We start from the raw sequence: 26,460 nt of genomic DNA, 5'->3' as shown, positions 1-26,460 counted from the left end.
AGGGTCAAGCCGAAGAGGCGGCGTCGCGGGTCGAAGCGGCGTCCGCCTCCAGCGAGGTCGCGATCACGTCCAGCAGCTTGTCCGTGTCCACCGGCTTCGTGATGTAGTCGTCCGCGCCGCTGGCCAGAGTGCGTGCCCGGTCCTCCGCCGTCGCCTTGGCTGTGACGGCGATCACCGGCAGGTCCGCGTTGGCCGCCTCGGCCCGGATCGCCGCGATCGTCGCGTTGCCGTCCAGTTCCGGCATCATCACGTCCATCAGGACCAGGGCCGTGTCCTCGTTGCGCTCCAGGGCCCGGATGCCGTCGACGCCCGTCTCCGCGTAGATCACCTCCAGGCCCGCCTGCTCCAGGACCGCCGCCAGGGCGAACACGTTCCGGAGGTCGTCGTCGACGATCAGGACCTTCTCGCCGTGGAAACGCTTGGGCGTCACGTCCGGGGCTGCCACCAGCACCGTGCCGGGTACCGCGGGGAGGCGGGGCGATGACAGCGCCGTCAAGGCCGGGTCCACCAGGTTGGCCGCCGCCACCGGGAGGTACAGGGTGAACGTCGAGCCCACGCCCGGCTCGCTCACCACGCGCAGCTCGCCGCCCAGGAGCTCCGTCAGCTGCTGGCTGATGTTCAGCCCGAGGCCCGTGCCGCCGTACTTGCGGCTCGTCGTGCCGTCCGCCTGGCGGAACGCCTCGAAGATGACCGCCAGCTTCTCCTCCGGGATCCCTATCCCGGTGTCCTCGACGGCGAACGCGATGATGCCGGGCGCGCCGCGCAGCGCCTCCTGCTCCACCTCCGCCGGGTCCGCCGCGCGGATGTGCAGCCGCACCCGGCCCTCGTTGGTGAACTTCGCCGCGTTCGACAGCAGGTTGCGGAGGATCTGCTGGAGGCGGTGCTCGTCGGTGTGGACACTGCCGGGCACCGGCGGGTCGATGTGGACGGCGAACTCGAGGCCCTTGTCCGCGGTCAGCGGCCGGCACAGCGACTCGACGTAGTCCACCAGCTCCGGCAGCGTGATGTCGGTCATCTGCATGTCCAGCCGGCCCGCCTCGACCTTGGCCAGGTCCAGGATGTCGTTGATCAGCTGCTGCAGGTCCGACCCGGCCGCGTAGATCGTCCTGGCGAACTGGATCTGCTTCTCCGTCAGGTTCCCTTCCGGGTTCTCCGACAGCAGCTTCGCCAGGATCAACGCGCTGTTCAGCGGCGTCCGCAGCTCGTGCGACATGTTCGCCATGAACTCGGTCTTGTACTGCGACGCCACCGTCAGCTGCCCGGCGCGCTCCTCGAGCTCCTGACGCGCCTGCTCGATCTCGCTGTTCTTGACCTCGATGTCGCGGTTCTGCTGGGCCAGCAGCGCGGCCTTCTCGGCCAGCTCGGTGTTGGACCGCCGCAGCTCGCCCTGCTGGGCCTGCAGCTGCTCCGACCGCGCCCGCAGCTCCTGGGCCAGCCGCTGCGACTCCGTCAGGAGCGCTTCGGTCCGCGAGTTCGACAGGATCGTGTTCACGTTGACGCCGATGGTGTGGCGCAGCTGCTCCAGCAGGTCCTGGTGGACCGTGCTGAACTCGTTCACCGAGGCCAGCTCCAGCACCCCGAGCACCTCGCCCTGGAACAGCACCGGCAGCACGATCAGGTTCACCGGCGCGGCCGCGCCGAGCCCGGACGAGATCAGCGCGTACTCCGGCGGCGCGTTGTGCACCAGGACCGTGCGCTGGTCGACGGCGGCCTGGCCGATCAGCGACTCGCCCATCGCGAACCGCAGCCCCGCCCGGGACTGCGCGAGCCCGTAGGCCGCGATGCACTCCAGCACCGTGCCGTCGCGGTCGTCGTCGCGGGCCAGGAAGAACGCGCCCTGCTGGGCCCGGACCAGCGGGGCCAGCTCGGACAGGATGAGCGCCGCGACCGACGCCAGGTCGCGGTGCCCCTGCATCCGCCCGGACAGCTGCGCGAGGTTCGTCTTCAGCCAGTCCTGCTCGCGGTTGGTCCTCGTCGTCTGCTTGAGGTTCGCGATCATCTGGTTGATGTTGTCCTTGAGGTCGGCGACCTCGCCGGACGCGTCGACCGTGATGTGCCGGGTCAGGTCGCCCGCCGTCACCGCGGTCGCCACCTGGGCGATCGCGCGGACCTGGGTGGTCAGGTTCCCGGCCAGCTGGTTCACGCTCTCGGTGAGCCGCTGCCAGGTGCCCGACACGCCGTCGACCTCGGCCTGGCCGCCCAGCTTGCCCTCGGTGCCGACCTCGCGCGCCACGCGCGTGACCTCGGACGCGAACGCCGAGAGCTGGTCGACCATCGTGTTCATCGTGGTCTTGAGCTCGAGGATCTCGCCGCGGGCGTCGACGTCGATCTTCTTCGTCAGGTCGCCCTTCGCGACCGCCGTCGTGACCTGCGAGATGTTGCGCACCTGGCTGGTCAGGTTGTGCGCCATGAAGTTGACGTTCTCGGTCAGGTCCTTCCAGGTCCCGGCGACACCGGGCACGCGGGCCTGACCACCGAGGATGCCTTCCGTGCCGACTTCGCGGGCGACGCGGGTGACCTCGTCGGCGAACGCGCGCAGCGTCTCGACCATCCCGTTCAGCGTCTCGGCCAGCGCCGCGACCTCACCCTGGGCCTCGATCCGGATCTTCTTCGACAGGTCGCCGTTGGCCACCGCGCTCGCCACGGTGGCGATGTTGCGCACCTGGTCGGTCAGGTTGTCGGCCATGACGTTGACGTTGTCGGTGAGGTCCTTCCACGTGCCCGCGACGCCGCGGACCCGCGCCTGGCCGCCGAGGATGCCTTCGGTGCCGACTTCGCGTGCCACTCGGGTGACTTCGTCCGCGAAGGCGGACAGCTGGTCCACCATCGTGTTCAGCGTGGTCTTGAGTTCGAGGATCTCGCCGCGGGCGTCGACGGTGATCTTCTGCGTCAGGTCGCCCTTCGCGACCGCCGCCGTCACCGTGGCGATGTTCCGGACCTGGTCGGTCAGGTTGTTCGCCATCGAGTTGACGTTGTCGGTGAGGTCCTTCCAGGTCCCGGCGACGCCGGGCACGGTGGCCTGGCCGCCGAGCTTGCCCTCGGTGCCGACCTCGCGCGCCACGCGGGTGACTTCGTCCGCGAAGGCGGACAGCTGGTCCACCATCGTGTTCAGCGTGGTCTTGAGTTCGAGGATCTCGCCGCGGGCGTCCACCGCGATCTTCTGCGTCAGGTCGCCGCGCGCGACGGCCGTCGCGACCTGGGCGATGTTGCGCACCTGGGTGGTCAGGTTGTTCGCCATGAAGTTCACGGACCCGGTGAGGTCGCGCCAGGTGCCGGCGACGCCGGGGACCTGCGCCTGCCCGCCCAGCTGACCTTCCGTACCCACCTCGCGCGCCACCCGGGTGACTTCGTCCGCGAAGGCGGACAGCTGGTCCACCATCGTGTTCATCGTCGTCTTGAGTTCGAAGAACTCGCCGCGGGCGTCGACGGTGATCTTCTGGGTCAGGTCGCCCTTCGCCACGGCCGTGGTGACGTGCGAGATGTTCCGGACCTGGTCGGTGAGGTTGTCGGCCATCTGGTTGACCGAGTCGGTGAGGCTGCGCCACGTCCCGGCCGCGCCGGCCACCTCGGCCTGCCCGCCCAGCTTGCCCTCGCTGCCGACCTCGCGCGCGACCCGGGTGACTTCGCCGGCGAACGCCGAGAGCTGGTCGACCATCGTGTTCAGCGTGTTCTTCAGCTGCAGGATCTCGCCGCGGGCGTCGACGTCGATCTTCTTCGTCAGGTCGCCGCTGGCCACCGCGGTCGCCACCTGGGAGATCCCGCGGACCTGGTCGGTGAGGTTGTCGGCCATCAGGTTGACCGAGTCGGTCAGGTCGCGCCACGTCCCGGCGACGCCCGGCACCTGGGCCTGGCCGCCGAGCTTGCCGTCCGAACCGACCTCGCGCGAGACGCGGGTGACCTCGTCGGCGAACGCCGAGAGCTGGTCGACCATCGTGTTGATGGTGTTCTTGAGCTCGAGGATCTCGCCGCGGGCGTCGACGTTGATCTTCTGGGTCAGGTCGCCGCGCGCGACGGCGGTGGTGACCTGGGCGATGTTGCGGACCTGCTCGGTGAGGTTGTCGGCCATGAAGTTGACCGAGTCGGTCAGGTCGCGCCAGGTGCCCGACACGCCCGGGACGACCGCCTGGCCACCGAGACGTCCCTCACCCGCGATCTCGCGGGAGAGCCTCGTCACCTCGGCGGCGAAGCGTGACAGCTGCGCGATGAGGCCGTTGACCGTCTTCGCCAGCGTGGCGTACGCGCCCTGCAGGGGGCGCCCGTCGAGGGTCAGCGTCATCGGCTGGGACAGGTCGCCGTCGGCGACCCCGCCGAGCACGCGCTCCAGCTCGGTCGCCGGCCGGGTGAGGTCCTCGACCAGGCCGTTGACGGCGTCGACGGCGGTCGTCCAGCCCCCGGGTCCGACCTGGCCTTCGAGCCGCTCGCTGAGCCTGCCTTCCTGCCCGACGGCCGCGCGGACCCGCAGCAGCTCACTGACCAGCCGCTGGTTGCGCTCGGCGATGTCGTTGAACGCGACCGCGAGCTGCGCCGAGATGCCATCGCCGTGCGGGACGAGCCGCCGGCGGAAGTTGCCGTCCCCGAGATCCCGCACCGCGACCAGCACCCGCTCCAGCGCGGCCGCCTCGCTCTGGGATTCCGTTGTCATGTGTGCCGACCCTCTCCACCACGCATGCGCCAGCCATGGTCGTCGACCCAGCGTGCCATGCTTCGCCCTACACTTCGAGCCAGCCCGCCCGCTCACGCGGTAGCCGTGCGACAGCAGTCCGGAGGCAGGAGGTCCGTGCATGGTGTCACGTCCGGCCCCGGCCTCGACGGCCCTGCCGCCGATGCCCGGTGACGGCGGGCCGCCGGGCATCGACGCCTTCGCTCGGGCGGCTCTCGAGGATGTCCGCGACGCGGTGTTCCTGCAGGACGCCGCGGGTGTGGTGCGCTGGTCGAACCCGGCGGCGCGGGCGCTGGCCGGCGACGCCGAGCCCTATCTGCACGTGCCCGCGGTGACGTCCGGGGGCGCCGTCACCCGGACTCCCGCAGAATCAAGGGCGGGCCACGTCGAACTGGCCGGGCACCTGCGCCCGGCCCGCATCCGCGCCCTGCCCGGCGGCTGGCACGCCTGGACCGTCCTCGCGGACGACGTCCTGCAGCGCCGCGTGGGCGACTTCCTGGCCGAGGCCGGCCCGCGGCTGGCCGCCGCGCGCGGGCGGCACGGCACCGCCCGGGTGATCGCCGAGCTGGCCGCGTCCGCGCTGGCCGAAACCGTCTTCGTGCTGCTGCCGACCACCCGCGGCCGGTGGGAGTGGTGGAGCTGCGAGCGGCCGGCCGCGCAGGGCCACGGCCGGATCCGGCGGGTGCCGGCCCAGGTCGCGCCGGTGCTGGCGGCGACGTTCGGGGCCACCGGGCCGCCCCAGCAGGCGCCCGTCCCCGCGCCCGAGGTCGCCACCCTGCCGTCCGTCGTCGGCGACCGGTTCGCCGGGCACGCCGACGTCTCGGTCGTCTCGCTCGGGCCGAGCGTGGGCGCCGAGGTCACCGGCGCCCTGCTGCTGGGCCGCCACGGCGACGCCGAGTTCGGCGCCGAACAGTCCCGCGCGGTGGCCGAGTTCGCCGCGGCGGCCGGGACGGCGCTGGCCAACGCCCAGCGCTTCGCCCGGCAGGAAGAGGCGACCCGCGGGCTGGAGACGACGCTGCGCCCGGTCGACCCGCCCGGCCTCGACGGCGCCCGGTTCGAGACCTGGTACGAGCCGGCGGGCGGGGTGCTCGCCGTCGGCGGCGACTTCTTCGACGTCCTGCCCCACGGCGACGGCAGCGCGTTCCTGGTGCTCGGCGACGTCTGCGGCAAGGGCCCCGAGGCCGCGGCCCTGACCGGCCGGGTCCGGCACGCCCTGACCGCGCTCGCCATGGTCGAACGCGACGGCCGCACGCTGCTGCGGCTGCTCAACGAGCTGCTCATCGCCGGCGGCAGCAGCCGGTTCGCCACCCTCGTGCTCGGCACGGTGAAGCCCTCCGACGGCGGCGTCGGCCTGACGCTGGCCTCCGGCGGCCACCCGGCGCCGCTGATCGTCCGGCGCGCGGGCGTGGTCGAGGAGGTCACGGTTCCGGGCACGCTGGTCGGCATCTCGCCGCAGGCCCGGTTCGCCGAGGCCGAGGTGCGGCTGGAACGCGGCGACGTCTGTCTCCTCTACACCGACGGCATCACCGAAGCCCGCAACCGGCACGACCAGACGGAACTCTTCGGAGACGACCGGTTGCGCTCGGTGCTCGCCGCGGCCGCGGGAGAGCCTGCGCGTGAGGTGGTCCGGCAGCTGCGTCAGTCCGTTCGCGACTGGCTCGGCAGCTCGGCACATGACGATATCGCTGTGCTCGCCGTGGAATGTGCGGACTGATTGCACCGTCCTTTGTGGACTTGGTTTGAGGCCGTGACGAGGGGGTAATTACCCCGGTGCACTCAGTTTCCGACCTAGGGAGCCCCATGGCGAACGCACTGCAAGGACGCCGGGTCGCGATCCTGGCCGCGGACGGCGTCGAACAGGTCGAGCTGGAAAAACCGCGCCAGGCCGTCCTCGACGAGGGCGCGACGGTCGAGCTGGTCTCGCTGGACGCCGGCGAAATCCAGGCGATGAACGGCGACATCGACAAGGGTGACCGGTTTGCGGTGGACCGGAAGGTGGCCGACGTCGAAATCGGCGACTTCGACGCGCTGCTGCTGCCCGGCGGCACGATGAACCCCGACAACCTGCGCACGGACCCCGCCGCGGTCAAGTTCGTCGGCGACTTCGTGCGGGCGGGCAAGCCGGTCGGGGTGATCTGCCACGGTCCGTGGACGCTCGTCGAAGCCGATGTCGTACGTGGTCGCACGCTGACGTCGTACCCGAGCGTGCGGACGGACATCCGTAACGCCGGCGGCACGGTCGTCGACGAAGAGGTCGTAGTGGACAACGGACTGGTCTCCAGCCGCAATCCGGACGACCTGCCGGCCTTCTGTCAGGCAGTCGTGCGGGAGTTCGCGGCCTAACCGTTGTCCTGCACGGACTTCACTCGTTCGTGTGTGTTAAGTCCCGCTTAAATCTGTTGGCTTTCGGCACCGCGGCGGAGGACGCTGAGGGTGTGACGAGGACCGCCCGTGGAGAGGAGGTGGACGCGATGACTGTGCACGCAAGGCGCTACGGCCGCTGGTGCCGTGAACACTTCGACGCGATGGCCGCCGAGGGCGTTCCCGCTCCCCGCGGCAGCGAGCCCGCCGGCCAGGTTCTACCCGAACCCGAGCCGGAGCCCGTTCAACCGGGTGCCGAACAGCCGCAACGCTGATGACCGTGAAGAAGGCCTCCCCGGCACTGTGCCGGGGAGGCCTTCTTCGTGGCCGGGGTCAGCGGTAGCTGCGCCGGTACCAGACGCGCCGGGGGCCGGGCACGCCGATCCGGGTGATGACGTCGGTCAGGATGGCACCGATGATGAGCCAGAGGACCGCGGCGAGGCCGTCGTTGAGGAACGTCCGCAACCCCTCCGAGTCCGGCGTGAAGAGGGTCCGCAGGCCGAGTGACACGCCCGCCGACCACTCCGAGATCAGGTGCGCGAAACCGTTCGCCGAGTTCGCCCCGCCCAGCACCAGCACGATGTGCACGGCCAGGACCAGCGCGAACACCGCGCAGACCAGGTGGATGAGGGCGTTGATCGTGCGCACGGCCCGGATGCGCGGGTGGGTGCGCTCCACGATCTCTTCGGTGGCGGCGGGCTCGTACGGCGTTCCGTACGGCTCCGGGGGCGGGGGATACGGCATCGTCGGCGTCCCTTCGACTGTCCGATGTGGACGTATCTGGGCGAACAGGAACAACATCCGCGAAATACCCGGCACCCGGGTGAGTGAACCGCGAACTCCCCAAACTTCCCTAATGGCAGCGTGATAGGGTAGTTTGAGGAACGCAAGGAGGGTCATGGCGCAGGACGTCTTCTCCGTCGAGCAGGTTGCCGCGAAGCTCGGCCTGCACGTCCGGACGGTCCGGAACTACGTGCGGGACGGGCGGCTGAAGGCGGTCCGGATCGGCAAGCAGTACCGGATCACGGCCGAGGACCTGGCGGCCTTCACCGGGCTGCCGGTGGCCGAGCGGTCCGCGGCGCCGTCCGCGGAACTGTCGGGGGTCGCCGAGATCGCCGGGGTCGACCGGTCGGCGGCCGACCGGATCGCGACCATGGTGGTGGCCTCGGTGAACGGGCCGCGGGACGGCGGCGAGCGGCCTCTGCGCGTCGAAACCATCTACGACGGGGAGCGCGCCACCATGAAGATCATCGTGCTCGGCGACCTGGCCGCGGGGGCCGACCTGCTGCGGTGGGTCGCCTCGGTCACGGAAAACCTGACGTGACCGCGATCTACCGTTCGGCGGCCGGGGCGAGCGCGGTCCGCGAACGCTACGACACGCTCCTGGACCAGTGGCCGGTGCCGTCCGGGCGGCGCACGCTGGGCACCCGATTGGGTGACACCTTCGCCGTGGTGTCCGGTCCGGTGGACGCGCCGCCGGTCGTCGCGCTGCAGGGCTCCGGTGGTACCGCCGCGCACTGGCTGCCGGACATCGCCACGCTGGCCGGGCGGTTGCGGGTGTACGCGGTCGACGCGCCCGGAGAGCCGGGCCGCACGGTCGAGGCGCGGCCCCCGCTCGGGTCGCCGGCCTACGCCGAGTGGCTCGACGACGTCCTCGACGAGCTCGAACTGCCGCGCGCGGCCTTCCTCGGCACGTCGCTGGGCGGCTGGTGGGCGCTGGACTACGCGCTCCGCCGGCCCGAGCGGGTCGGTGCGCTGGCGCTGGTCAACCCGTCCGGGATCGGCCGGCGCCGGACCGCGCCGCTGCTGAAGTTCGCCTTTTACCGCGCCCTCGGCGGCTGGGGGCGGCGCCGGTCGCTGGCCATGGTCGCGAAGGGCAGTCCCGCCGACCCCGGCCGGCGTGCGGTCGGCGAGTTCACCCTCGCGACGTTCGAACACTTCAAGCCGCGCCTGGAGGCGATCCCGATGGTCCCGGTCGGGCGCCTGCGGGAACTGGTGATGCCGGTGCAGGCGCACTTCGGGGCCCGGGACGTCCTGCTCGACCAGCGGGACGCGGCGGCGAAGCTGCGGGAAGCCCTCCCGGACGCCGACGTCCGGCTGGCCGAAGACGCCGGGCACTTCCTGCCCGGCTGGGCCGGAGCGGCCGCGAACTTCCTGGAAGGACGGCGATCGTGATCGACCGGCGGCACGGCACCGGGGTGTGGTTCGAGCCCGCCGACGGACCCGAGCTCGCCACCGAGCAGGACGCCGTCGACCTGATCGGGGCCACCTACGGCCAGGGGGCCGACGTCCTCGTCGTGCCGGTCGAGCGGTTCCCCGCCCGGTTCTTCGACATGCACGAGAAGCTCATCGGGCTCTTCTTCTCGAAGATCGTCCAGTACGGCTACCGGCTGGTCCTGCTCGGCGACGTCGGCGGGCACCTCGCGGCGAGCACCGCCTTTCGCGACGTCGTGCGGGAATCGAACCGCGGCAAGGACGTCTGGTTCGTAGCCGACCTGGCCGAGCTCGACACCCGGCTGGCCGCACGGCGCTGAGCCGGGCGGCGCAACCGGTGCGCGGGTGGGCAACCCGCGGCCCGGTCGGGGCGTCAGGTGATCATGAGAACTCCCCGGCGCTGTGCGCTGCTGGTGTCCGTCCTCGCCCTCTTGGCCGCGTTCGCCGCGCCCGCCACGGCCGAGACCGTGGTCCCGGCCGGCTTCCGGCCCGCGTCGACGAGCTGGACGAGCCCGGACACCGGATACGTCCTCGGGTACCGGCCGTGCGCCCAGTCGTGGTGCCCGGTGCTGCTGGGCACCACCGACGCCGGGCGGCACTGGCGGCGGCTGGGCGCGCCGCCGGTCCCGCTGCCGGACAACCACAACCACGTCGCCCTGCGGGTGTTCGGCGACCGGGTCGCGTACGTCAGCGACGGCGTCCACGTGCGCACCACCCGCGACGGCGGCGCCACCTGGCAGCCGGTCACCCTGGTCGGGGCCCGGGAGCCGTACTACCTCTCGAAGATCGCCGAAACCGGCGGCCGGGTCTTCGCGATGCTGACCACCTACGGAGAGGGCAGCGGCTCGACCCGGCTGTACTCGGGGGCCGCCGGCGCGCCGGTGCTGGTTCCCGTGGCGGGCTTCGCGGTCACCGGCGGCCTTACCTACGGCGACCTGGCCGTCGGCGGCGGCCTGCAGGTCGCGCTCGGCGCGGACTACGGCACCGAGCAGTACTGGACCTCCCACGACGGTGCCCGGTTCACCCCGGCGGATCCGCCGTGCCCGGAGGGGGAGGTCGCCTCGCTTGCCGGCGTCCGCGACCGGCAGGTCGTGGCGTTGTGCAGCGGCGGCCCGGGCTCGCCGCAGCCCGGCTCGACCGAACGGCAGCTGCGCCACGCACCACAGCTCGGCGCCGGCTTCAGCGGAGACGACGCGGCACCGTTCGCCGGCATCAACCAGGGCTTCGCGGCGGCCTCGCCGACGTCCGCGACGATCGCGGCCGTGGGCGGCGGCGTCGGCTTCCTGCACAGCACGGCCGACGGCGGCCGCACGTGGACGACGCTCGAGCTGCCCGAGCGGGGTTTCGCGCTGACCGATCTCGACTTCCCCGGCCGGGGGACGGGGGTCGTGGTCGATGGGCAGCCGGATGCCTTTGGCGGCTCCGCCGTGTACCGGACCACGGATGGGGGAAAAACCTGGCGCGAACTGCGTTTCGGGTAGTTGTGCCTGGCAGCAAAGGCCCTTGCGCCCGGTTCACTTGGTGAACCCCATGTCGTAATCTGGGCACTGTCCGTTGCCGGACACGGTGAGCGATCCCGGGCAGGGGTGTCGTCACCACGCGCAGAGTGGGAGAGCAGCCGATGACGCCTGGCGACCTGCGGTCCGGAACCGAGGGCGGTGCGGCCGCCCTCGATTTCAGCAAGGCGAGCCTGGCCCGGCTGTCCGACGCGCTCCTCGGCGGGCACGACCACTACGAGGTGGACCGCGAAGCGATGCGGCGGCTGCTGGCCATCGCGCCCGGCGCCCGGGCGATGGCGAAGGAGCACCGCGACTGGCTGGTGCGCGCGGTGCGGTTCCTGGCCGGCAAACGCGGCATCGACCAGTTCCTCGACCTGGGTTCCGGCATGCCGACCGCGGAAAACACCCACGAGGTGGCGCAGCGGTACAACCCGGACGCGCAGGTGGTGTACGTCGACAACGACCCGGTCGTGCAGGTGCACGGCCGGGCGCTGCTCGAGGAGAACTACCTGACCCACGTGACCGGCGCCGACCTGACGCGGCCGGCCGAAACCCTCGCCGACGACGTCGTCAAGGAGTACCTCGACTTCTCCCGGCCGGTGGCGCTGATCCTCACCTCGATCGTGCACCACATCGACGACTACGACCGCGCGAAGGCGATCGTCTCCGAGTACGTCGCCGCGCTCGCGCCCGGGTCGTTCCTGCTGCTCACGCACCACTTCGACCCGGAAGAGGACTCCCCGCGCCAGGAGCTGGCGCGGCTGCTGGAGACCAGTTTCCAGGGCACCGGCCTGGGCAGCGTCCACCGCACGCGCGAGCAGATCGCCGGCTTCTTCGACGGCACCGAGGTACTCCGGCCGGGGCTGGTCTACCTGCACGAATGGTGGCCGGACGGCCCGCGCCTGCACCCACTGGGCGAGCTGAACTTCCTCACGCTGGGCGGGGTCGCCCGCAAGCAGTAAGCCCGCCCCAAGCGCCCCAATGTGGCCTTCGGTGCGTCAGACGCACCCAAGGCGGCCTTCGGTGCGTCTGACGCACCCAAGGCCGCCTTGGGGCGCTGAGGAGGGGCCTCGCCGGGTCAGGCGGCGTTGAAGGTGTCGGGGTCCGGGCCGGTCCGCTCGCCACGGTCCAGCGGGGTCAGCGACTCCATTTCCTCCTCCGTGAGGGTGAACCCGAACACGTCGAAGTTCTCCTCGATCCGGGACCGCGTGACCGACTTCGGGATCACCACGTTGTCCAGCTGCAGGTGCCAGCGCAGCACGATCTGCGCGGGCGTGCGGCTGTACTTCACCGCGAGGTCCGCGATCACCGGGTCGCCGAGCAGGCTGCCGCCCTTGGCGAGCGGGCTCCACGCCTCGGTCGCGATGCCGTTCTTGGCGTCGAACTCGCGGAGCTCGGGCTGCTGCAGGTACGGGTGCAGCTCGACCTGGTTGACCGCCGGGGCGATTTCGGCGTTGTCCAGCAGGCGCTCGAGGTGTGCGGGCTGGAAGTTGGAGACGCCGATCGCGCGGACCCGGCCGTCGGTGTAGAGCTTCTCGAACGCCTTCCAGGTGTCGAGGTACTTGTCTCGCGCCGGGGTCGGCCAGTGGATCAGGTAGAGGTCCAGCTGCTCCAGGCCGAGCTTGGTCATGCTCTCGTCGAACGCCTTGAGCGTCGAGTCGTAGCCCTGGGCGGAGTTCCACAGCTTGGTGGTGACGAACAATTCGTCGCGGGCGATGCCGGACTCGGCGATGGCCTGGCCGACGCCCTTTTCGTTGCCGTAGACGGCCGCGGTGTCGATGCTGCGGTAGCCCACTTCGAGGGCGGCCTTCACGGCGGTGGCGGTCTCGTCGTCCGGGACCTGGAACACGCCATAGCCGAGTTGCGGCATCCGCACGCCGTTGTTGAGTTCGATGACGGGCACGCTGGTCACGAGGGGTCCTTTCGGTGGGTGGTTCATCGGGTGGGTACCCGTTCCCCGGCTTCGAAACTAGCCGGGGCCCTGCGGTCGGGCAGTCCGGAGCCGAGTGCCACGGCGAGGCCCGCTGAGGGGGCGTTGGGGCGCTCGCCGGTGTCGCGAATGACTCATTCGGGACGTCTGAGGTCCGGAATGAGTCATTCGCGACGTTCGAACCCCGGCCGCGCCCTGTCCCCCAAGTTGTCTTCATGGCCGGGCCGATATGGGCGTTTCTGCCGGTATCGTGCAAATGGGGGCTGACGGCGTCGGCCGTGAAGTTCTTGTCGCTCAAGGAAACCCAGGACCGCCGCGCCGGCCGGAGCCATGGCCGGCGCGTGATCTCGCTGTGTGGACCCGCGCCTGACCGGTGCGGGCTGAACCGGGGAACTGGAGGGAACCATGGGGAAGATCGGTGTCTGGCTGATCGGCGCCCGCGGCTCGGTGGCCACCACCGCCGTCGCCGGGGCCGCGGCCCTGCGGGCGGGGCTCGTCGCGCGCACCGGCTGCGTGACCGAACTGCCGGACTTCGCCGGGGCCGCGCTGCCCGGCTTGGGGGACCTGGTCTTCGGGGGCCATGACATCGCGGACACGCCGCTGGTCAAGCGGGCTGAACACCTCGTGGCCGCCGGCGTGCTGCCGGCGGCGCTGCCCGGCGCGGTCGTGGCCGAGCTGGACGCGGCCGAGGCCCGGCTGCGCCCGGCGCCGTCCGGGGGCGGCCACGCGGCGATCGACCAGGTGACAGCGGACCTGACCGAGTTCCGGGAGGGGCTGGACCACGTCGTCGTCCTCAACGTCGCCTCCACCGAACCGCCGTGCGCTCCGCACCCGGCGCACGCTTCCCTGGCCGCCCTCGAAACCGCGCTGGACGAAGACGTGCTGCCCGCGAGCGCGCTGTACGCCTACGCCGCCTTCCGCGCGGGTTGTGGCTTTGTCGACTTCACCCCGTCCACCGGCGCGCGCCTGCCCGCGCTCGACGAACTCGCCCGCACCACCGGGCAGCCGTACGCGGGCCGGGACGGCAAGACCGGGGAGACGCTGCTGCGGTCGGTGCTCGCGCCGATGTTCGCCCAGCGTGGGCTGAACGTGCTGGCCTGGTCGGGCACGAACCTGCTCGGCGGCGGCGACGGCGCCACGCTGGCCGATCCCGCGGCCGCGTCGAGCAAGAACGCGTCCAAGCAGCAGGTACTGGACCAGAACCTCGGCCGTCCGGTCGACGGCGAGGTGCACATCGACTACGTGCCGGCGCTCGGCGACTGGAAGACCGCCTGGGACCACGTGCTGTTCGAAGGCTTCCTCGGCGCGCGCATGACGCTGCAGCTCACCTGGCAGGGCTGCGACTCCGCGCTCGCCGCGCCGCTGGTGCTCGACCTCGCCCGGCTGACCGGCAAGGCGTGCCGCGACGGCGTGGCCGGGCCGATCGCCGAGTTCGCCTTCTTCTTCAAGGACCCGGTGGGTGACGGCCCGCCCGATCTGGCGTCGCAGTACGCGGCGCTGCGCGCGTGGGCGCACCGGTGAAGGCCCTGGTGGAGCTGGTCCGGGCGCCCGCCGCGCTGACCGTGCCCGGGGACGTCGTCGCCGGGGCCGCCGCGGCGGGCTGGCCGTTCGGGCGCCGCACGCTCGCCCTGACCGGTGCTTCGGTCTGCCTCTACTGGGCGGGCATGGCGCTCAACGACTACGCCGACCGCGACCTCGACGCCGTCGAACGTCCCGAACGGCCGATCCCGTCGGGCCGGATCACGCCGGAGACGGCGCTCGGTGTCGCCACCGCGCTGACCGCGGGCGGGCTGGGCCTCGCCGCGGCCGCCGGGGGACGGCGGGCCCTGCGCGTCGCGGCGGGGCTGGCCGCGACCGTGTGGGCCTACGACTTCGTGCTCAAGAAGACCGTGCTGGGCCCGGCCGCGATGGCGGCGGCCCGCGCCCTCGACGTCCTGCTCGGCGCGGGCGGGACGAAAGCCGCGCTGCCCGCGGCGCTGACCGTCGGGACGCACACCTACGCCGTGACAACGCTGTCGAGGTCCGAAGTGGACGGTGCCACGCCCGCGCTGCCCGCGGCCGCCCTGGCCGCGACGGCCGGGGTGGGCGTCGTCGCCGGCCGGGGCGGCCTGCTGTCCTCGGCGCTGCTGGGGACCTACGTCGTGACCACCGGCGGGGCGCAGTACGACGCCGTCCGCGACCCGGCCGCGCGCAAGATCCGGCGGGCGGTCGGCGCCGGGATCCACGGCATGATCCCGCTGCAGGCCGGGCTGATCGCGCGGACCGGCGCGTGGCGCCCGGCGCTCGCCGTGGCCGCGGCGTTCCCGCTCGCGCGGGTGCTGAGCCGGAAGGTGTCGCCGACATGAGGTTCGGGTACGGCACCAACGGCTTCGCCAACCACCGGCTCGGGGATGCCCTGCGGGTGCTGGGCGACCTCGGGTACGACGGCGTCGCGCTCACCCTCGACCACCAGCACCTCGACCCGTTCGGGCCCGGTCTCGCCCGCCGCGTCGCCGACGTCGCCGCGGACCTGGATCGGCTGGGCCTCGCCGTCGTGATCGAGACCGGCGCCCGGTTCCTCCTGGATCCGTGGCGCAAGCACGCGCCGACGTTCCTCGACCCCGACCGCGCACGCCGCGTGGAGTTCCTGACCCGGGCCGTGGAGATCGCGGCCGACCTCGGTGCGGAGGCCGTGTCCTTCTGGAGCGGCAACAGACCCGCGGACGTCGCTCCCGAGGACGCCTGGACGCACCTGGTCGACGGCTGCGCGGAGGTGCTCAAGGCCGCCGACGAGCACGACGTCAGGCTCGGGTTCGAGCCCGAGCCAGGCATGCTCGTCGAGGACCTCGACGGCTACTTCGCGCTGTCGGAAAGACTCGGCGATCCGGAGCGGTTCGGGCTGACGCTGGACATCGGGCACTGCCGGTGCAACGAGACGGCGTCCGTGCCCGACTGCGTCCGCCGTGCCCTGCCGCGGCTGGTGAACGTCCAGATCGACGACATGCGCCGCGGCACGCACGAGCACCTGGAGTTCGGGACGGGGGAGATCGACTTCCCGCCGGTGCTGGCCGCGCTGGCGCCGTACCCCGGGCTCGTCGCCGTCGAACTGCCACGGGACAGCCACGCGGCCCCGCGGATCGCCCGCGAGTCACTGGAGTTCCTGCGGAAGGCGGCGACCGCGTGAACGCCTGGCTCGACGAAGCCTTGACGAAAGTGGCCGCCGACGCGACGGTGCTGCGCACGGTGTTCCCCGCCGTCGGCCGCCGGGTCGGCCGGACGGTGGCCGACGCTGCCCGGGTGGAGCTGCTCAAGGCGACTCCCGGCGCCGCCGCCGAACTGCCCGATCTCTACCGCTACGGCGACGCGGCGGAGAAACGGGCGGTCCTGCACGGACTGTCCGTTGTGGACACCGGGGAAGTCGGGATCGAGCTGGTCGCGGATGCCCTCCGCACCAACGACCCCCGGCTGGTCGCCGCGGCCATGGGCGAGTACGCCGCCACGCACCTCGACGCGCCCGCGTACCGCCACGGCGTCCTCAAGTGCGTCTTCATGGGCATCCCCCTGGAAGACGTGACCGGCCTGGACCGCCGGACCGACGAAGAGCTGCTGCGCATGCTGCGCTCCTTCGCCGCCGAACGCACCGCGGCGGGCCGCGAAGTCCCCGCCGACCTCCGCACCCTGCTGAACGAACAGGACGGCTGAATGCGCATCTTCGATCCCCACATCCACATGAGCTCCCGGACGACCGACGACTACGCGGCCATGCACGCCGCCGGTGTCCGGGCGCTGGTCGAACCGGCGTTCTGGCTGGGCCAGCCGCGCACGAGCGTCGGCAGCTTCACCGACTACTTCGACGCCCTGATCGGCTGGGAACCGTTCCGCGCGAGCCAGTTCGGCATCGCCCACCACTGCACGATCGCGCTCAACCCCAAAGAGGCCAACGATCCGCGCTGTGTGCCGGTGCTCGACCTGCTGCCGCGGTACCTGGAGAAGGACGGCGTGGTCGCGGTCGGCGAGATCGGCTACGACTCGATGACCGCCGAGGAGGACACGGCGTTCGCCGCGCAGCTCGCGCTGGCGATCGCCCACGAGCTCCCGGCGCTGGTCCACACCCCGCACCGCGACAAGGCGGCGGGGACCGAGCGGAGCATCGCCGTCGTCCGCGAGTCGGGGATCGCGCCGGAGCGCGTGGTGCTCGACCACCTCAACGAACTGACCGTCGCGATGGCCAAGGAGGCCGGCTGCTGGCTGGGCTTCTCCATCTACCCGGACACGAAGATGGACGAGGACCGGATGGTCGCGATCCTGCGGGAGTACGGCACCGAGCGCGTGCTGGTGAACTCGGCCGCCGACTGGGGCCGGAGCGACCCGCTCAAGACCCGGCGGACCGGCGACGCGATGCTGGCCGCCGGGTTCACCGAGGACGACGTCGACCGGGTGCTGTGGCGCAACCCGGTGGACTTCTACGGCCAGAGCGGGCGGCTTGCGCTGGAATCGGACGCGCCGACCGCCGAGTTCGCGGGCAACTCGATCCTGCGGGGGGCGCGCAAGTGAGGTTCCGGCACCGCGACGGCACCCTCGTCCACCTCGCCTACTGCACCAACGTCCACCAGGCCGAAGACCTCGGCGGCGTGCTCGCCCAGCTGGCCCGCTTCGGCGAGCCGGTCCGCGAGCGCCTGGGCGTGGACCGGCTCGGGCTCGGCCTGTGGCTGGCCCGGCCGGTGGCTTCCGAACTGGCCGGCGACCCGGCCGCGGTGGCCCGGCTGCGCACCGAACTGGCGGCGCGCGGCTTGGAGGTCGTCACCTTCAACGGCTTCCCGTACCAGGGTTTTCACGACCCGGTCGTCAAGCACAAGGTGTACCGGCCGGACTGGGCGGCGCCCGAACGCACGCGGTACACCCTGGACCTCGCCCGGCTGCTGGCCGAGCTGATGCCGGACGACGCCGTGCGCGGCAGCGTGTCGACGGTGCCGCTCGGCTGGCGCACGGACTGGCGAGGTGACAACGGGCAGCTCGAGGTGCTCGCCAAGGGGCTGGCCGGGCAGGACCGGCCGGTCCGGGTGGCGTTCGAGCCGGAGCCCGGCTGCATCATCGAGACCACCGCGCAGGCCGCGGCTTTGCTGTCCGAAGTGGACACCGACCGGCTGGGCATCTGCCTGGACGCCTGCCACCTCGCGGTGGGCTTCGAGGACCCGGCCGCGGCACTGGGCCGGCTCGAAGCCGCCGGGCTGGCCGTGGTCAAGCTCCAGGCGTCGGCCGCCCTGGAGGCGGCGGATCCGGCCGACCCGGCGACCCGGGCGGCTCTGGAGTCCTTTGTGGAACCTCGGTTCCTGCACCAGAGCACCGAGGGCGCCCCGCCCGGTGCCGACGACCTGGACCTGGCGCTGGCCGGTGGCCTGCCGGGGAAGGCGCCGTGGCGGGTGCACTTCCACGTGCCGCTGCACGCGGACCCGGCGCCGCCGCTGACGTCGACCCGGCCGGTGCTGGCGGGCACCCTGGCGGAGCTGTTCGGCGGCGCGGCCGCGCGCACCGACCACGTCGAGGTCGAGACCTACACCTGGCAGGTGCTCCCGGACGCACCCGCCGACGACGCCGGGCTGGTCGCGGGCATCGCGGCCGAGCTGGACTGGACCCGGCGGGAACTGACCACCCTGGGCATGGAAGAGGTGCGCGCATGAGTGAGCTTGCGAACGAATCATCCAACACTGCGTTCTCGGCTCAGGCCGCGCCGAGCGTCAGCGAGGTGTGCGCATGAGTTTGCTCGTCCTGGACGTCGTTGGGCTCACCCCGCGGCTGCTGCCGCACATGCCGAACCTGCGGCGGATGGCCGAACCCGGCTTCACCGCGCAGTTGGACACCGTGTTCCCCGCCGTCACGTGCTCGGTGCAGTCGACGTTCCTCACCGGGCTCACCCCGGCGGGGCACGGCATCGTCGGCAACGGCTGGTACTTCCGCGAACTCGGCGAGGTGTTCCTGTGGCGCCAGCACAACCGGCTGGTGCAGGGGGACAAGTTCTGGGACGCGGCCCGCCGCGCGCAGCCCGGCCACCGGGTCGCGAACGTCTGCTGGTGGTACGCGATGGGGGCGGCCACCGACCTCACGGTGACCCCGCGGCCGATCTACCACGCCGACGGCAAGAAGTCCCCGGACTGCTACACCCACCCGCCGCAGCTGCACGACCGCCTGGTCGGCGCCCTCGGCGAGTTCCCGCTGTTCACCTACTGGGGTCCGACGGCGTCCATCACGTCGTCGAAGTGGATCATCGCGGCGGCGCGGCAAGTGCTCGCCCTGGACCGGCCGGACACGACACTGGTCTACCTCCCGCACCTGGACTACGACCTGCAGCGCTTCGGCCCGGACGCACCCCAGGCCGCGGCGGCCGCGCGGGAGATCGACACGGCGGTGAAGCCGCTGCTGGACCAAGCGGCCGCGGCCGGGCACACCGTCGTCGCCCTGTCGGAGTACGGCATCACGAACGCGAGCCGGCCGGTCGACGTCAACCGGGCGCTGCGCCGCGAAGGCCTGCTGAGCGTGTACGTCCAGGCGGGCATGGAGTACCTGGACCCGTGGACGTCCCGGGCGTTCGCGGTGGCCGACCACCAGGTCGCGCACGTCTACGTCGCCGATCCGGCCGACATCCCGCGGGTGCGGGACATCGTGGCCGGACTGTCCGGAGTGGACGTCGTGGTCGACCGCGCCGGTCAGGCCGGGCTCGGCGTCGACCACGAACGGGCGGGCGAGCTGGTCGCGATCGCCGAGCCGGACGCGTGGTTCACCTACTACTACTGGCTCAGCGACGACCGCGCGCCGGACTTCGCGAAGACCGTGGAAATCCACCGCAAGCCGGGCTACGACCCGGCCGAGCTGTTCTTCGACCCGCAGGACCCGAAGGTCAAGCTGAAGGCGGCGGCCGCGCTGGCCCGCAAGAAGCTCGGCCTGCGCTATTCGATGCAGGTGGTCCCGCTGGATCCGGCCCCGGTCCGCGGCAGCCACGGCCGGCTTCCGGACGCACCCGGGGACGGACCGGTGCTGCTGTGCTCGGACCCGGCATTCGCGCGCGAGAAGATCCACGCCACCGAGGTCAAGGACCTCCTGCTGGCGGCCGCCGTCCCCACCGAGTAAGGAGTTCGTGCCGACCGGAACGGCCAACACACCGGAGAGCCCGGCGAGTTGGCCGCTCCTGGGGCTGAGTTGGCCGTTGCGGCCGGCGAGTTGGCCGTTGCGGGCGATCCGTTCGCCGCCGAATCGGCCTCAGCGCACGCCGAGCAGGTGCTCCAGGGCGAGCTGGTTGAGCCGGGTGAAGTGGTAGCCCCGCGCAGCCGCCGCGTCGACGTCGAACTCGTCGTTCAGGACGTCGTCGAACGTCTCGCCCGGCGCGAGCGTCGGCGTCGAGAGGTCCGGGACGCGGGACGCCGCCAGTGCCTCCGCGACCTCCGGGTCGGCCCGGAACGCCGCCGACTTCTCCTTGAGGATCAGGTACGTCCGCATGTTCGCCGCGGCCGACACCCAGACGTCGTCGGCGTCCTCGGTGCGCAGCGGCTTGTAGTCGAAGTGCCGCGGGCCGTCGTAGCCGCCGTTCTCCAGCAGGTCGACCAGGAAGAACGCGCTCTTCAGGTCGCCGTGGCCGAAGACCAGGTCCTGGTCGTACTTGGGGCCGTGCTGGCCGTTGAGGTCGATGTGGAACAGCTTGCCCTGCCACAACGCCTGCGAGATGCCGTGCACGAAGTTCAGCCCGGCCATCTGCTCGTGGCCGACCTCCGGGTTGAGCCCGAACAGCTCCGGCCGCGCGAGCTGCGAGATGAAGCCCAGCGCGTGCCCGATCGTCGGCAGCAGGATGTCGCCGCGCGGCTCGTTCGGCTTGGGCTCCAGCGCGAACCGCAGGGAGTAGCCCTTCTCGACGACGTAGTCGGCGAGCAGGTCGAGGCCCTCCTTGTAGCGGTCCAGTGCCGCGCGGACGTCCTTCGCCGCGTCGGACTCGGCGCCTTCGCGGCCGCCCCAGACGACGTAGGTCTCCGCGCCCAGCTCGGCCGCGAGGTCGATGTTCCGGCGCACCTTCCGCAGCGCGTACCGGCGGACGTCGCGGTCGTTGCTGGTCAGGCCGCCGTCCTTGAACACCGGGTGGGTGAACAGGTTCGTCGTCGCCATCGGGACCTTGAGGCCGGTCTCGGCGAGCGCCTTGCGGAACCGTTCGATCGCCTTGTCGCGGTCTGGCTCGGTGGCCAGGAGGTCGTCGTCGTGGAAGGTCACGCCGTAGGCGCCCAGCTCCGCGAGCCGGTGCACGCTCTCGACCGGGTCCAGCGGCGCCCGCGTCGCGACCCCGAACGGGTCGTTCGCGGGCCAGCCCACGGTCCAGAGGCCGAAGGTGAACTTGTCGGCCGGCTGGGGAGCGTAGTCGCTCATGACTGTCCCTTCATTTAGTTCACGTTATAGACTAAATATGCGCCGCGGGGGTCCCCGGCGTCAAGGGGCCGGGTTACAGTGCTTCGCGGGAGGACACGATGACGCAGGCCGTGCGACACGAAGAGATGCGCGCCCGCAACCTCGAGGTCGTGCTGGGGGCGGTCAGCCGCGGCGGCCCGCTCACCCGGGCCGCGCTCGCCGAAGTCACCGGCCTGACCAAGTCCACCGTCTCGAAGCTGGTCGGCGACCTGATGGAGGCGGGCCTGCTCGCCGAAACCGGCCCCGCCCGGGTGGGCGAACGCGGTCGGCCAGGGGTGGCGGTCGTGCTGAGCGGGGCGCGGGTGGCGTCGCTCGGCCTGGAGGTCAACGTCGACTACCTCGCGGTGCGCGTGCTCGACCTCACCGGCGAAGTCCGGGTCGCCGCCCGCCGCGAACGCGACAACCGCGGCTCCCGGCCGAAGAAGGTCCTGGGGGAGCTGCAGGAACTGGCTTCGGAGGCGCTGGCCGAAGCCCACCGCCTGGGGCTGGAGGCGGCGGGCGCGGTGCTGGCGGTGTCCGGCCCGGTCGGCGACGGCGTGCTGTTCAGCGCCCCCAACCTCGGCTGGCAGGACGTCCGCCCGGCCGACCTGCTGCGGCTGCCGGTCCCGGTCGAGCTGGACAACGAGGCGAACCTGGCGGCGCTCGGTGAGCTCTGGTTCGGCGACGGCGAACGCGACTTCCTCTACGTGTCCGGCGAAATCGGCATCGGCGCCGGCCTGGTCGTGGGCGGCGTGCTCTACTCCGGCGCGACCGGCCTGGCCGGCGAGCTGGGGCACGTGGTCGTCGCCCCGGAGGGCGCGCCCTGCCGCTGCGGCGGCAGTGGCTGCCTGGAGACCTACGCCGGGCAGGAAGCCTTGCTGGCGGCGGGGAACGCCGCCTCGGTGCCGGGTTTGCTGGCTGCCCTCGAGCGCGGCGACGAGACGGCGCTGGCGGCGTGCGCGGCGGCCGGCCGCGCCCTCGGCATCGCCCTGACATCGGCGGTGAACCTGCTGGACCTCGACCGCATCGTGCTCGGCGGCGTGTTCACTCAGCTGTACCCGTGGCTGTCCGGCCCGGTCTCGGAGGTCCTGGCCACCCGCCTCGGCGGCCTGCGCGGCACGCCGCCGTCCCTGACCGCGTCCCGGCTCGGCGGCGACGCGGCGACCCTCGGCGCGGCCGGCCGGGTCATCCACCGCGTCCTGGCCGACCCGGCACCATTCGTCACCCGGGCGCAGGAGGCCTAGAAAGCCGTGAAGGCCACCTTCAGGAACTTAAACTTCCTCAAGGTGGCCTTCACGAACTTTGCCTAGCTCACCGCGGTGATCTGCACCAGCGAGGTGCCGACCGTGACGCCGGTGTCGGTCTGCACGCTCAGCTGACCGCGCAGGGTCCGGCCCGCGGCCGGGACGGCGGTGGCCGTCACCGTCGCCGGCACGGTCCACGAGCTGCCCGACGCGCGCAGGGCGTTGGCGTCGGTCACCGTGACCGAACCGAACGCCGGGTTGACGAACACGTCGAGGTAGTCGTACTCCGTGGTGCCGGCCGGCACCGCGTAGCCGTCCACCAGCGCGACCCACACGCCCGCCGCCGGGTTGGCCACGGTCACCGACTCCTCGGAGTCACCGTCCGCGCTGACCGCCGCCTGCACGCAGGACCCGGTGGTGCAGTTGTAGAGCACCAGGTCGAGGTCGGCGCCGACGTCGGACGTCTTGCCGATCGTGACGGTCAGCGACTGCGAGCCGGCCGTCACCGGGATCTGGTACTGCTGCTGCGCGCCCTCGGCGATCGACGGCCGCTGCGTCTTCGCGCTGCCCAGGGTGGCCCCGTTGAGCTTGCCGGTGAACGCGCCGAGCGTGTTCTGCACGGTGTAGGACCGCGAGATCGGCGTGTTCAGCGTGGCGGAGGCGATGACGTCCGGGTTCGGCGAGATCGCCGTGCCCAGCACCGCGGCCGACAGCTTGTACGGCGCTTCGGCCGCATCGGACGTCCGGCGCGCCTCGACGACTATCTCCCACACGCCCGGAAGCGGGTTGGCGATGGTCCGGCTGGTCGGCGTGCCGCCGGCGCAGCCCGCACCCGCGTCGGGCAGGTAGCACGCGGTCGTCGCGGTGCTGGCCTCGGCCGCGACCCCGGTCGGGTCGTACCGCAGGAACCGCACCTGGCCCTTGCCCGGGGCACCGGCGCCGGCGTCCAGGTCCACCTTCAGCGCGCTGGCGCCCTGCGGCACCCGCACGAAGTAGCTGGTCGCCTGGTTGCGGGCGGCCTTGCCCGAGTTGTCGACCTGGAAACCCTTGCCGGCGACGAACTCCTGCGGCGCGAACACCGTGTTCAGGGTCTGCACGTCGATGCCGATGGTCAGCGGGTTGTCCAGGTAGAGCAGGGCCGAGTGGACCCCGGCGCTCTTCGGGTTCACGTTCACCTTGAACGAAACCGGCGTGTTCAGCGGCAGGACCACCGTGGCGCCGGAGGAGAACGTGCCGTCGTTGCCGACCCACCGCACGAAGTACGGCACCGGGTGCGCCGAGCCCGTGGTGCGGGTGACCGTGTACGTCCGGGTGTAGGCCTTGCCCGTGGTCACGCCTTCGCGGTCGTGGATGCCCACGCCCGTGTTCGGCTTGGCCAGCAGGCCCGACAGCACGGTGTGCACCTCGACCGACGTCGAAACGGCGTCCGGCTTCGGGTTGAGCGACAGCGCGACGAACGCGGCGGGAACGTTGAACAGGCCCGCACCCTGGGCGTACGCGCCGATGCCCGGCACGAACCGCGCGGTCGACTTGATCGCCGCACGCAGCTGCGCCACCGGCGGCCGCTGGCCGTTGTGGGTCGCCTTGTACGCACTCACCAGCAGCGCCGCCGCACCGGTCGCCTGCGGCGCCGCCATCGACGTGCCCTGCAGCATCGCGTAGCCGGCCGGCAGGGTGTACGTGCCGGGAACGGGGCTCGGCTGCTCCCACCGCGGAACGGTGGCGATCGCCGCGCCGGGCGCGATGATGTCCGGCTTGAAGCCGCCGTCCTCACGCGGGCCGCGCGAGGAGAAGGGGTGCATCGACTCGGGGTTCTTGGTGACCGAGCCGTAGTTCGACAGCCAGGTCTCCTTGGTGATGTACGAGCCGACCGAGATCGCGTCCGTGGCCACCGACGGGTCGCCGACCGTGTTCGCCCCGGCGCCGCTGTTGCCGGCCGAGATGAAGATCTGGACGTTGTACTCGGCGATCGTGCGGTTGTAGAGCTCCGCGCGGGCGTTGTTGCCGTCGTTGAGGGCCGGCAGGCCGCCGATCGAGATGTTGATGACGTCGGCGCCGTGGCTGGCGGCGTAGACGACACCGTCGATCAGGCCGGAGGAGGTGCAGCCGGCGCTGGTGAGGCACACCTTGACCGCGAGCACCTTCGCACCCGGGGCGGCGCCGTCCATCTTGCCGCCGAACAGGTCGTTGCCGGCGGCGATGCCGGCGACGTGCGAACCGTGCTCCGCACCGGCGATGCCGATGCCGACGAAGCCCGGCTTGTCGGTCTGGACCACGAAGGCCATCCGCTCGGCGATGTCGGTCGCCGGGTTGTCGGTGCCGAAGAAGCCGACGTCGTACTTCTTGTTGTAGTCGGTCATCGGCTTCTCGTCGGTGAAGTCACCGTTGCCGTTGAGGTCGACCCGGACCTCCTTGGTCGCGCTGTCGAGCAGCACGCCCCAGGAGTCGGCGCGGTCGCCGTCGCGGTTGATGTCGCCGCCGGTCTCGCTGTCCGCGGCGCCCAGGTCGCCCGCGGTCTCCCCGAAGAGGCCGAACGTGTACGGGCCACCGGTCGCCGGGGCCGTCCAGGTCTTGCCGTTGGAGGTGAAGGTGCCGGTGTAGGTCTGGGTCGACTGCTTGACCCAGGTGCCGTCGCCGGAGTTGGTGGCGTTGGCGTTGTACCAGTCGACGATCTTGCGTTCGCCGTGGCTGGTGGTGGCTAGCGCGGGGGAGTCGAGGTCGACGCCGGAGTCGAGCACCGCGACCGTGGTGTCCTTGCCGTCCCAGCTGGGCAGGACCTGGCCGAACTGCGCCGCGTAGGTGTCCCCGGTCGGCAGGTACGGGTTGACGCGCGGGGTGTTCTTGCCCGGGGCCGGCTGCGGCAGCGGGGTGGTCGCGCCGTCGGGCTTCGGGTCGTCGCGCACGATGAGCCCGTCGACGTCGACGGCGTTGACCGACTTGAGCTTCGCGGCCTTCTCGGCCTTGGCCGGCGCGATGCTGACCTTGACGTAGTCGAGCTTGGTGTCGGTGGACTGGACGACGCCGCCGAGGGCCTTGAGCTCGTTCACGGCGGTGCCGGTCTGGCCCTTTTCCGCGGCGATCAGCAGCGTGACGTCGGCCTTCCCGGCCTTCTCGGCTTCGGCGACGAGCGCTTTGTCGTGCTCGTCGAGGGTCTTGCCGTCGGCGGCGCCGTTGGTCGGCGGGGCCTGCTGGGCGGAGGCCACCGGGACGGCCACGCCGAGGACGGAGGCGCCGAGCGCGGTGGCGAGGATGGTGATCCCGGCCCGCCGTCTCCAGCGCGATCTGTGCTGTTCCACTGAAACGACCCTTCGTGAAGATGTGCGTCCGTGCAGTACACAGGGTGGGATCTTCGTCAGCAATCAGACAGTTAGCCCATAGACCGCAATTGGTTGCGAGCCAAATGGCCTAATCCGCTCGGCGGTTGGGCGGTCACCGGAAGCGGCACTTTCACGTGAAAGTGCCGCCTTGCTATACGGGCGTGTAGTGGCCTATATTTGCATGTAGTTCACTACATGCAAATATAGGGAAGTTGATGAACGCCGAAGACCTCACCGCCCGGGCGCGGATCCGCGACGCCGCGATCCGGCTGTTCACCGAGCGTGGCATGGAGAAGACGTCGATCCTGGACATCGCCAAGGAGGCCGGCGTCTCCGGTGGCCTGATCCGCCACCACTTCGGCTCCAAGGACGGCCTGCGCGAGGCCTGCGACGCCCACGTCCACGACGAGCTGCTGCGGTTCAAGCTGGAGGCGCTCGAAAAGGGCGGCGCGGACGCCGGCTTCCTGCCGACGTTCGACCCGCGCCAGCTGCTGCTGCGGCGCTACCTGGGCCGGGCCATGATCGACGGCTCGGAAGCGGCGGCCCGGCAGTTCGCCGAGATCGTCGACGAGACCGAGGCGTACTTCCGCGCCGCGGACCTCGGCGGCCCCGACCCGCGCGCCGCCGCGGCCGCGCTCGTCGCGATGACCGGCGGCCTCTTCGTCTTCCACGGCCCGATGGCCGACGTGCTCGGGGAAACGCCGAACACCCACGAAGCCACCCTGCGGATCATGGCGGCCGCCGGGCACGTGCTGACCCACCCGCCTGCCGCGCCCGAAGAGCTCGCGAAGGCGCGCGAAGCCTTGTCCGAACTGGACAGTGAACGAAAGGGATGACG

The 26,460-nt window shown here is 71.7% G+C and carries 22 protein-coding genes; 17 read left to right on the top strand and 5 right to left on the bottom strand.

Going from position 1 to position 26,460, the window contains the following annotated elements:
• Positions 1-4: 4 nt before the first annotated feature.
• A complete protein-coding gene (locus ACLJQF_RS25580) occupies positions 5-4,642 on the bottom strand; it encodes a HAMP domain-containing protein (RefSeq protein WP_410612224.1) in 4,638 nt (1,545 codons plus the stop codon).
• Between the two features lie 139 nt (positions 4,643-4,781).
• Between ACLJQF_RS25580 and ACLJQF_RS25575 the strand changes: the two genes are divergently transcribed.
• The 3 genes from ACLJQF_RS25575 to ACLJQF_RS25565 all read left to right on the top strand — a co-directional run bounded on the left by ACLJQF_RS25575 (position 4,782) and on the right by ACLJQF_RS25565 (position 7,296).
• Positions 4,782-6,374, top strand: coding sequence for a PP2C family protein-serine/threonine phosphatase (locus ACLJQF_RS25575; protein WP_410612223.1), 1,593 nt, complete (start codon positions 4,782-4,784; stop codon positions 6,372-6,374).
• Positions 6,375-6,460: 86 nt separating this feature from the next.
• A complete protein-coding gene (locus ACLJQF_RS25570; protein ID WP_410612221.1) occupies positions 6,461-7,003 on the top strand; it encodes a type 1 glutamine amidotransferase domain-containing protein in 543 nt (180 codons plus the stop codon).
• A gap of 128 nt (positions 7,004-7,131) precedes the next feature.
• The gene (locus ACLJQF_RS25565) at positions 7,132-7,296 is read left to right on the top strand and encodes a hypothetical protein (protein WP_410612220.1); all 165 of its coding nucleotides are present in this window, start codon (positions 7,132-7,134) and stop codon (positions 7,294-7,296) included.
• Positions 7,297-7,354: 58 nt separating this feature from the next.
• On the opposite strand, the gene ACLJQF_RS25560 is transcribed toward ACLJQF_RS25565, so the two are convergent.
• Positions 7,355-7,765, bottom strand: coding sequence for a hypothetical protein (locus ACLJQF_RS25560; RefSeq protein WP_410612219.1), 411 nt, complete (start codon positions 7,763-7,765; stop codon positions 7,355-7,357).
• A 154-nt stretch (positions 7,766-7,919) separates the two neighbouring features.
• Here ACLJQF_RS25560 and ACLJQF_RS25555 point away from each other — a divergent pair, with 154 nt between their 5' ends.
• From ACLJQF_RS25555 to ACLJQF_RS25535, 5 genes are all read left to right on the top strand, one after another.
• Positions 7,920-8,345, top strand: a complete 426-nt coding sequence (locus ACLJQF_RS25555) for a helix-turn-helix domain-containing protein (protein ID WP_410612218.1) — start codon at positions 7,920-7,922, stop codon at positions 8,343-8,345.
• A complete protein-coding gene (locus ACLJQF_RS25550; RefSeq protein ID WP_410612217.1) occupies positions 8,342-9,196 on the top strand; it encodes an alpha/beta fold hydrolase in 855 nt (284 codons plus the stop codon). Before ACLJQF_RS25555 ends, ACLJQF_RS25550 begins: the two co-directional genes overlap by 4 nt.
• On the top strand, positions 9,193-9,555 hold the full coding sequence (locus ACLJQF_RS25545) for a DUF4180 domain-containing protein (protein ID WP_410612215.1): 363 nt from the start codon (positions 9,193-9,195) through the stop codon (positions 9,553-9,555). Before ACLJQF_RS25550 ends, ACLJQF_RS25545 begins: the two co-directional genes overlap by 4 nt.
• A gap of 63 nt (positions 9,556-9,618) precedes the next feature.
• Complete coding sequence (locus ACLJQF_RS25540; RefSeq protein ID WP_410612214.1) at positions 9,619-10,716, top strand: hypothetical protein; 1,098 nt, start codon at positions 9,619-9,621, stop codon at positions 10,714-10,716.
• Positions 10,717-10,856: 140 nt separating this feature from the next.
• Positions 10,857-11,696, top strand: coding sequence for an SAM-dependent methyltransferase (locus ACLJQF_RS25535; RefSeq protein WP_410612212.1), 840 nt, complete (start codon positions 10,857-10,859; stop codon positions 11,694-11,696).
• Between the two features lie 116 nt (positions 11,697-11,812).
• Here ACLJQF_RS25535 and ACLJQF_RS25530 read toward each other — a convergent pair whose 3' ends face one another.
• Positions 11,813-12,646: an aldo/keto reductase gene (locus tag ACLJQF_RS25530; protein ID WP_410612211.1), complete on the bottom strand. Its 834-nt coding sequence runs from the start codon at positions 12,644-12,646 to the stop codon at positions 11,813-11,815.
• Between the two features lie 423 nt (positions 12,647-13,069).
• Between ACLJQF_RS25530 and ACLJQF_RS25525 the strand changes: the two genes are divergently transcribed.
• The 7 genes from ACLJQF_RS25525 (at position 13,070) to ACLJQF_RS25495 (ending at position 19,765) form a co-directional block, all read left to right on the top strand.
• Positions 13,070-14,185 carry an inositol-3-phosphate synthase gene (locus tag ACLJQF_RS25525; protein WP_410612210.1) on the top strand — a complete coding sequence of 372 codons (1,116 nt, stop codon included), beginning with the start codon at positions 13,070-13,072 and terminating at the stop codon, positions 14,183-14,185.
• Positions 14,170-15,009, top strand: a complete 840-nt coding sequence (locus ACLJQF_RS25520) for an SCO3242 family prenyltransferase (RefSeq protein WP_410612209.1) — start codon at positions 14,170-14,172, stop codon at positions 15,007-15,009. Before ACLJQF_RS25525 ends, ACLJQF_RS25520 begins: the two co-directional genes overlap by 16 nt.
• Entirely contained in the window at positions 15,006-15,827 is an 822-nt protein-coding gene (locus ACLJQF_RS25515) for a sugar phosphate isomerase/epimerase family protein (RefSeq protein WP_410612207.1), read from the top strand. Before ACLJQF_RS25520 ends, ACLJQF_RS25515 begins: the two co-directional genes overlap by 4 nt.
• Entirely contained in the window at positions 15,824-16,345 is a 522-nt protein-coding gene (locus tag ACLJQF_RS25510) for an EboA domain-containing protein (RefSeq protein ID WP_410612205.1), read from the top strand. Before ACLJQF_RS25515 ends, ACLJQF_RS25510 begins: the two co-directional genes overlap by 4 nt.
• Positions 16,346-17,197 carry a TatD family hydrolase gene (locus ACLJQF_RS25505; protein ID WP_410612204.1) on the top strand — a complete coding sequence of 284 codons (852 nt, stop codon included), beginning with the start codon at positions 16,346-16,348 and terminating at the stop codon, positions 17,195-17,197.
• On the top strand, positions 17,194-18,321 hold the full coding sequence (gene eboE / locus ACLJQF_RS25500) for a metabolite traffic protein EboE (RefSeq protein WP_410612203.1): 1,128 nt from the start codon (positions 17,194-17,196) through the stop codon (positions 18,319-18,321). Before ACLJQF_RS25505 ends, eboE begins: the two co-directional genes overlap by 4 nt.
• Positions 18,322-18,394: 73 nt before the next feature.
• Positions 18,395-19,765 (top strand): alkaline phosphatase family protein, encoded by a 1,371-nt coding sequence (locus ACLJQF_RS25495; protein ID WP_410612201.1) that lies wholly within the window; start codon positions 18,395-18,397, stop codon positions 19,763-19,765.
• Between the two features lie 129 nt (positions 19,766-19,894).
• Here ACLJQF_RS25495 and xylA read toward each other — a convergent pair whose 3' ends face one another.
• Positions 19,895-21,043 carry a xylose isomerase gene (gene xylA / locus ACLJQF_RS25490; RefSeq protein ID WP_410612199.1) on the bottom strand — a complete coding sequence of 383 codons (1,149 nt, stop codon included), beginning with the start codon at positions 21,041-21,043 and terminating at the stop codon, positions 19,895-19,897.
• 98 nt (positions 21,044-21,141) lie between these two features.
• On the opposite strand from xylA, the gene ACLJQF_RS25485 reads away from it, so the two are divergent.
• On the top strand, positions 21,142-22,305 hold the full coding sequence (locus ACLJQF_RS25485; RefSeq protein ID WP_410612197.1) for an ROK family protein: 1,164 nt from the start codon (positions 21,142-21,144) through the stop codon (positions 22,303-22,305).
• Positions 22,306-22,367: 62 nt separating this feature from the next.
• On the opposite strand, the gene ACLJQF_RS25480 is transcribed toward ACLJQF_RS25485, so the two are convergent.
• Positions 22,368-25,601, bottom strand: coding sequence for a S8 family serine peptidase (locus tag ACLJQF_RS25480; RefSeq protein ID WP_410612196.1), 3,234 nt, complete (start codon positions 25,599-25,601; stop codon positions 22,368-22,370).
• A 236-nt stretch (positions 25,602-25,837) separates the two neighbouring features.
• On the opposite strand from ACLJQF_RS25480, the gene ACLJQF_RS25475 reads away from it, so the two are divergent.
• Positions 25,838-26,458 (top strand): TetR/AcrR family transcriptional regulator, encoded by a 621-nt coding sequence (locus ACLJQF_RS25475; protein WP_410612195.1) that lies wholly within the window; start codon positions 25,838-25,840, stop codon positions 26,456-26,458.
• Positions 26,459-26,460 lie beyond the last annotated feature (2 nt).

It is taken from the genome of Amycolatopsis sp. lyj-109 (assembly GCF_046548995.1).
Classification (GTDB): Bacteria; Actinomycetota; Actinomycetes; order Mycobacteriales; family Pseudonocardiaceae; genus Amycolatopsis.
The sequence above is the reverse complement of the archived record's forward strand: the minus strand, read 5'-3'. Positions and strand labels throughout refer to the sequence as shown.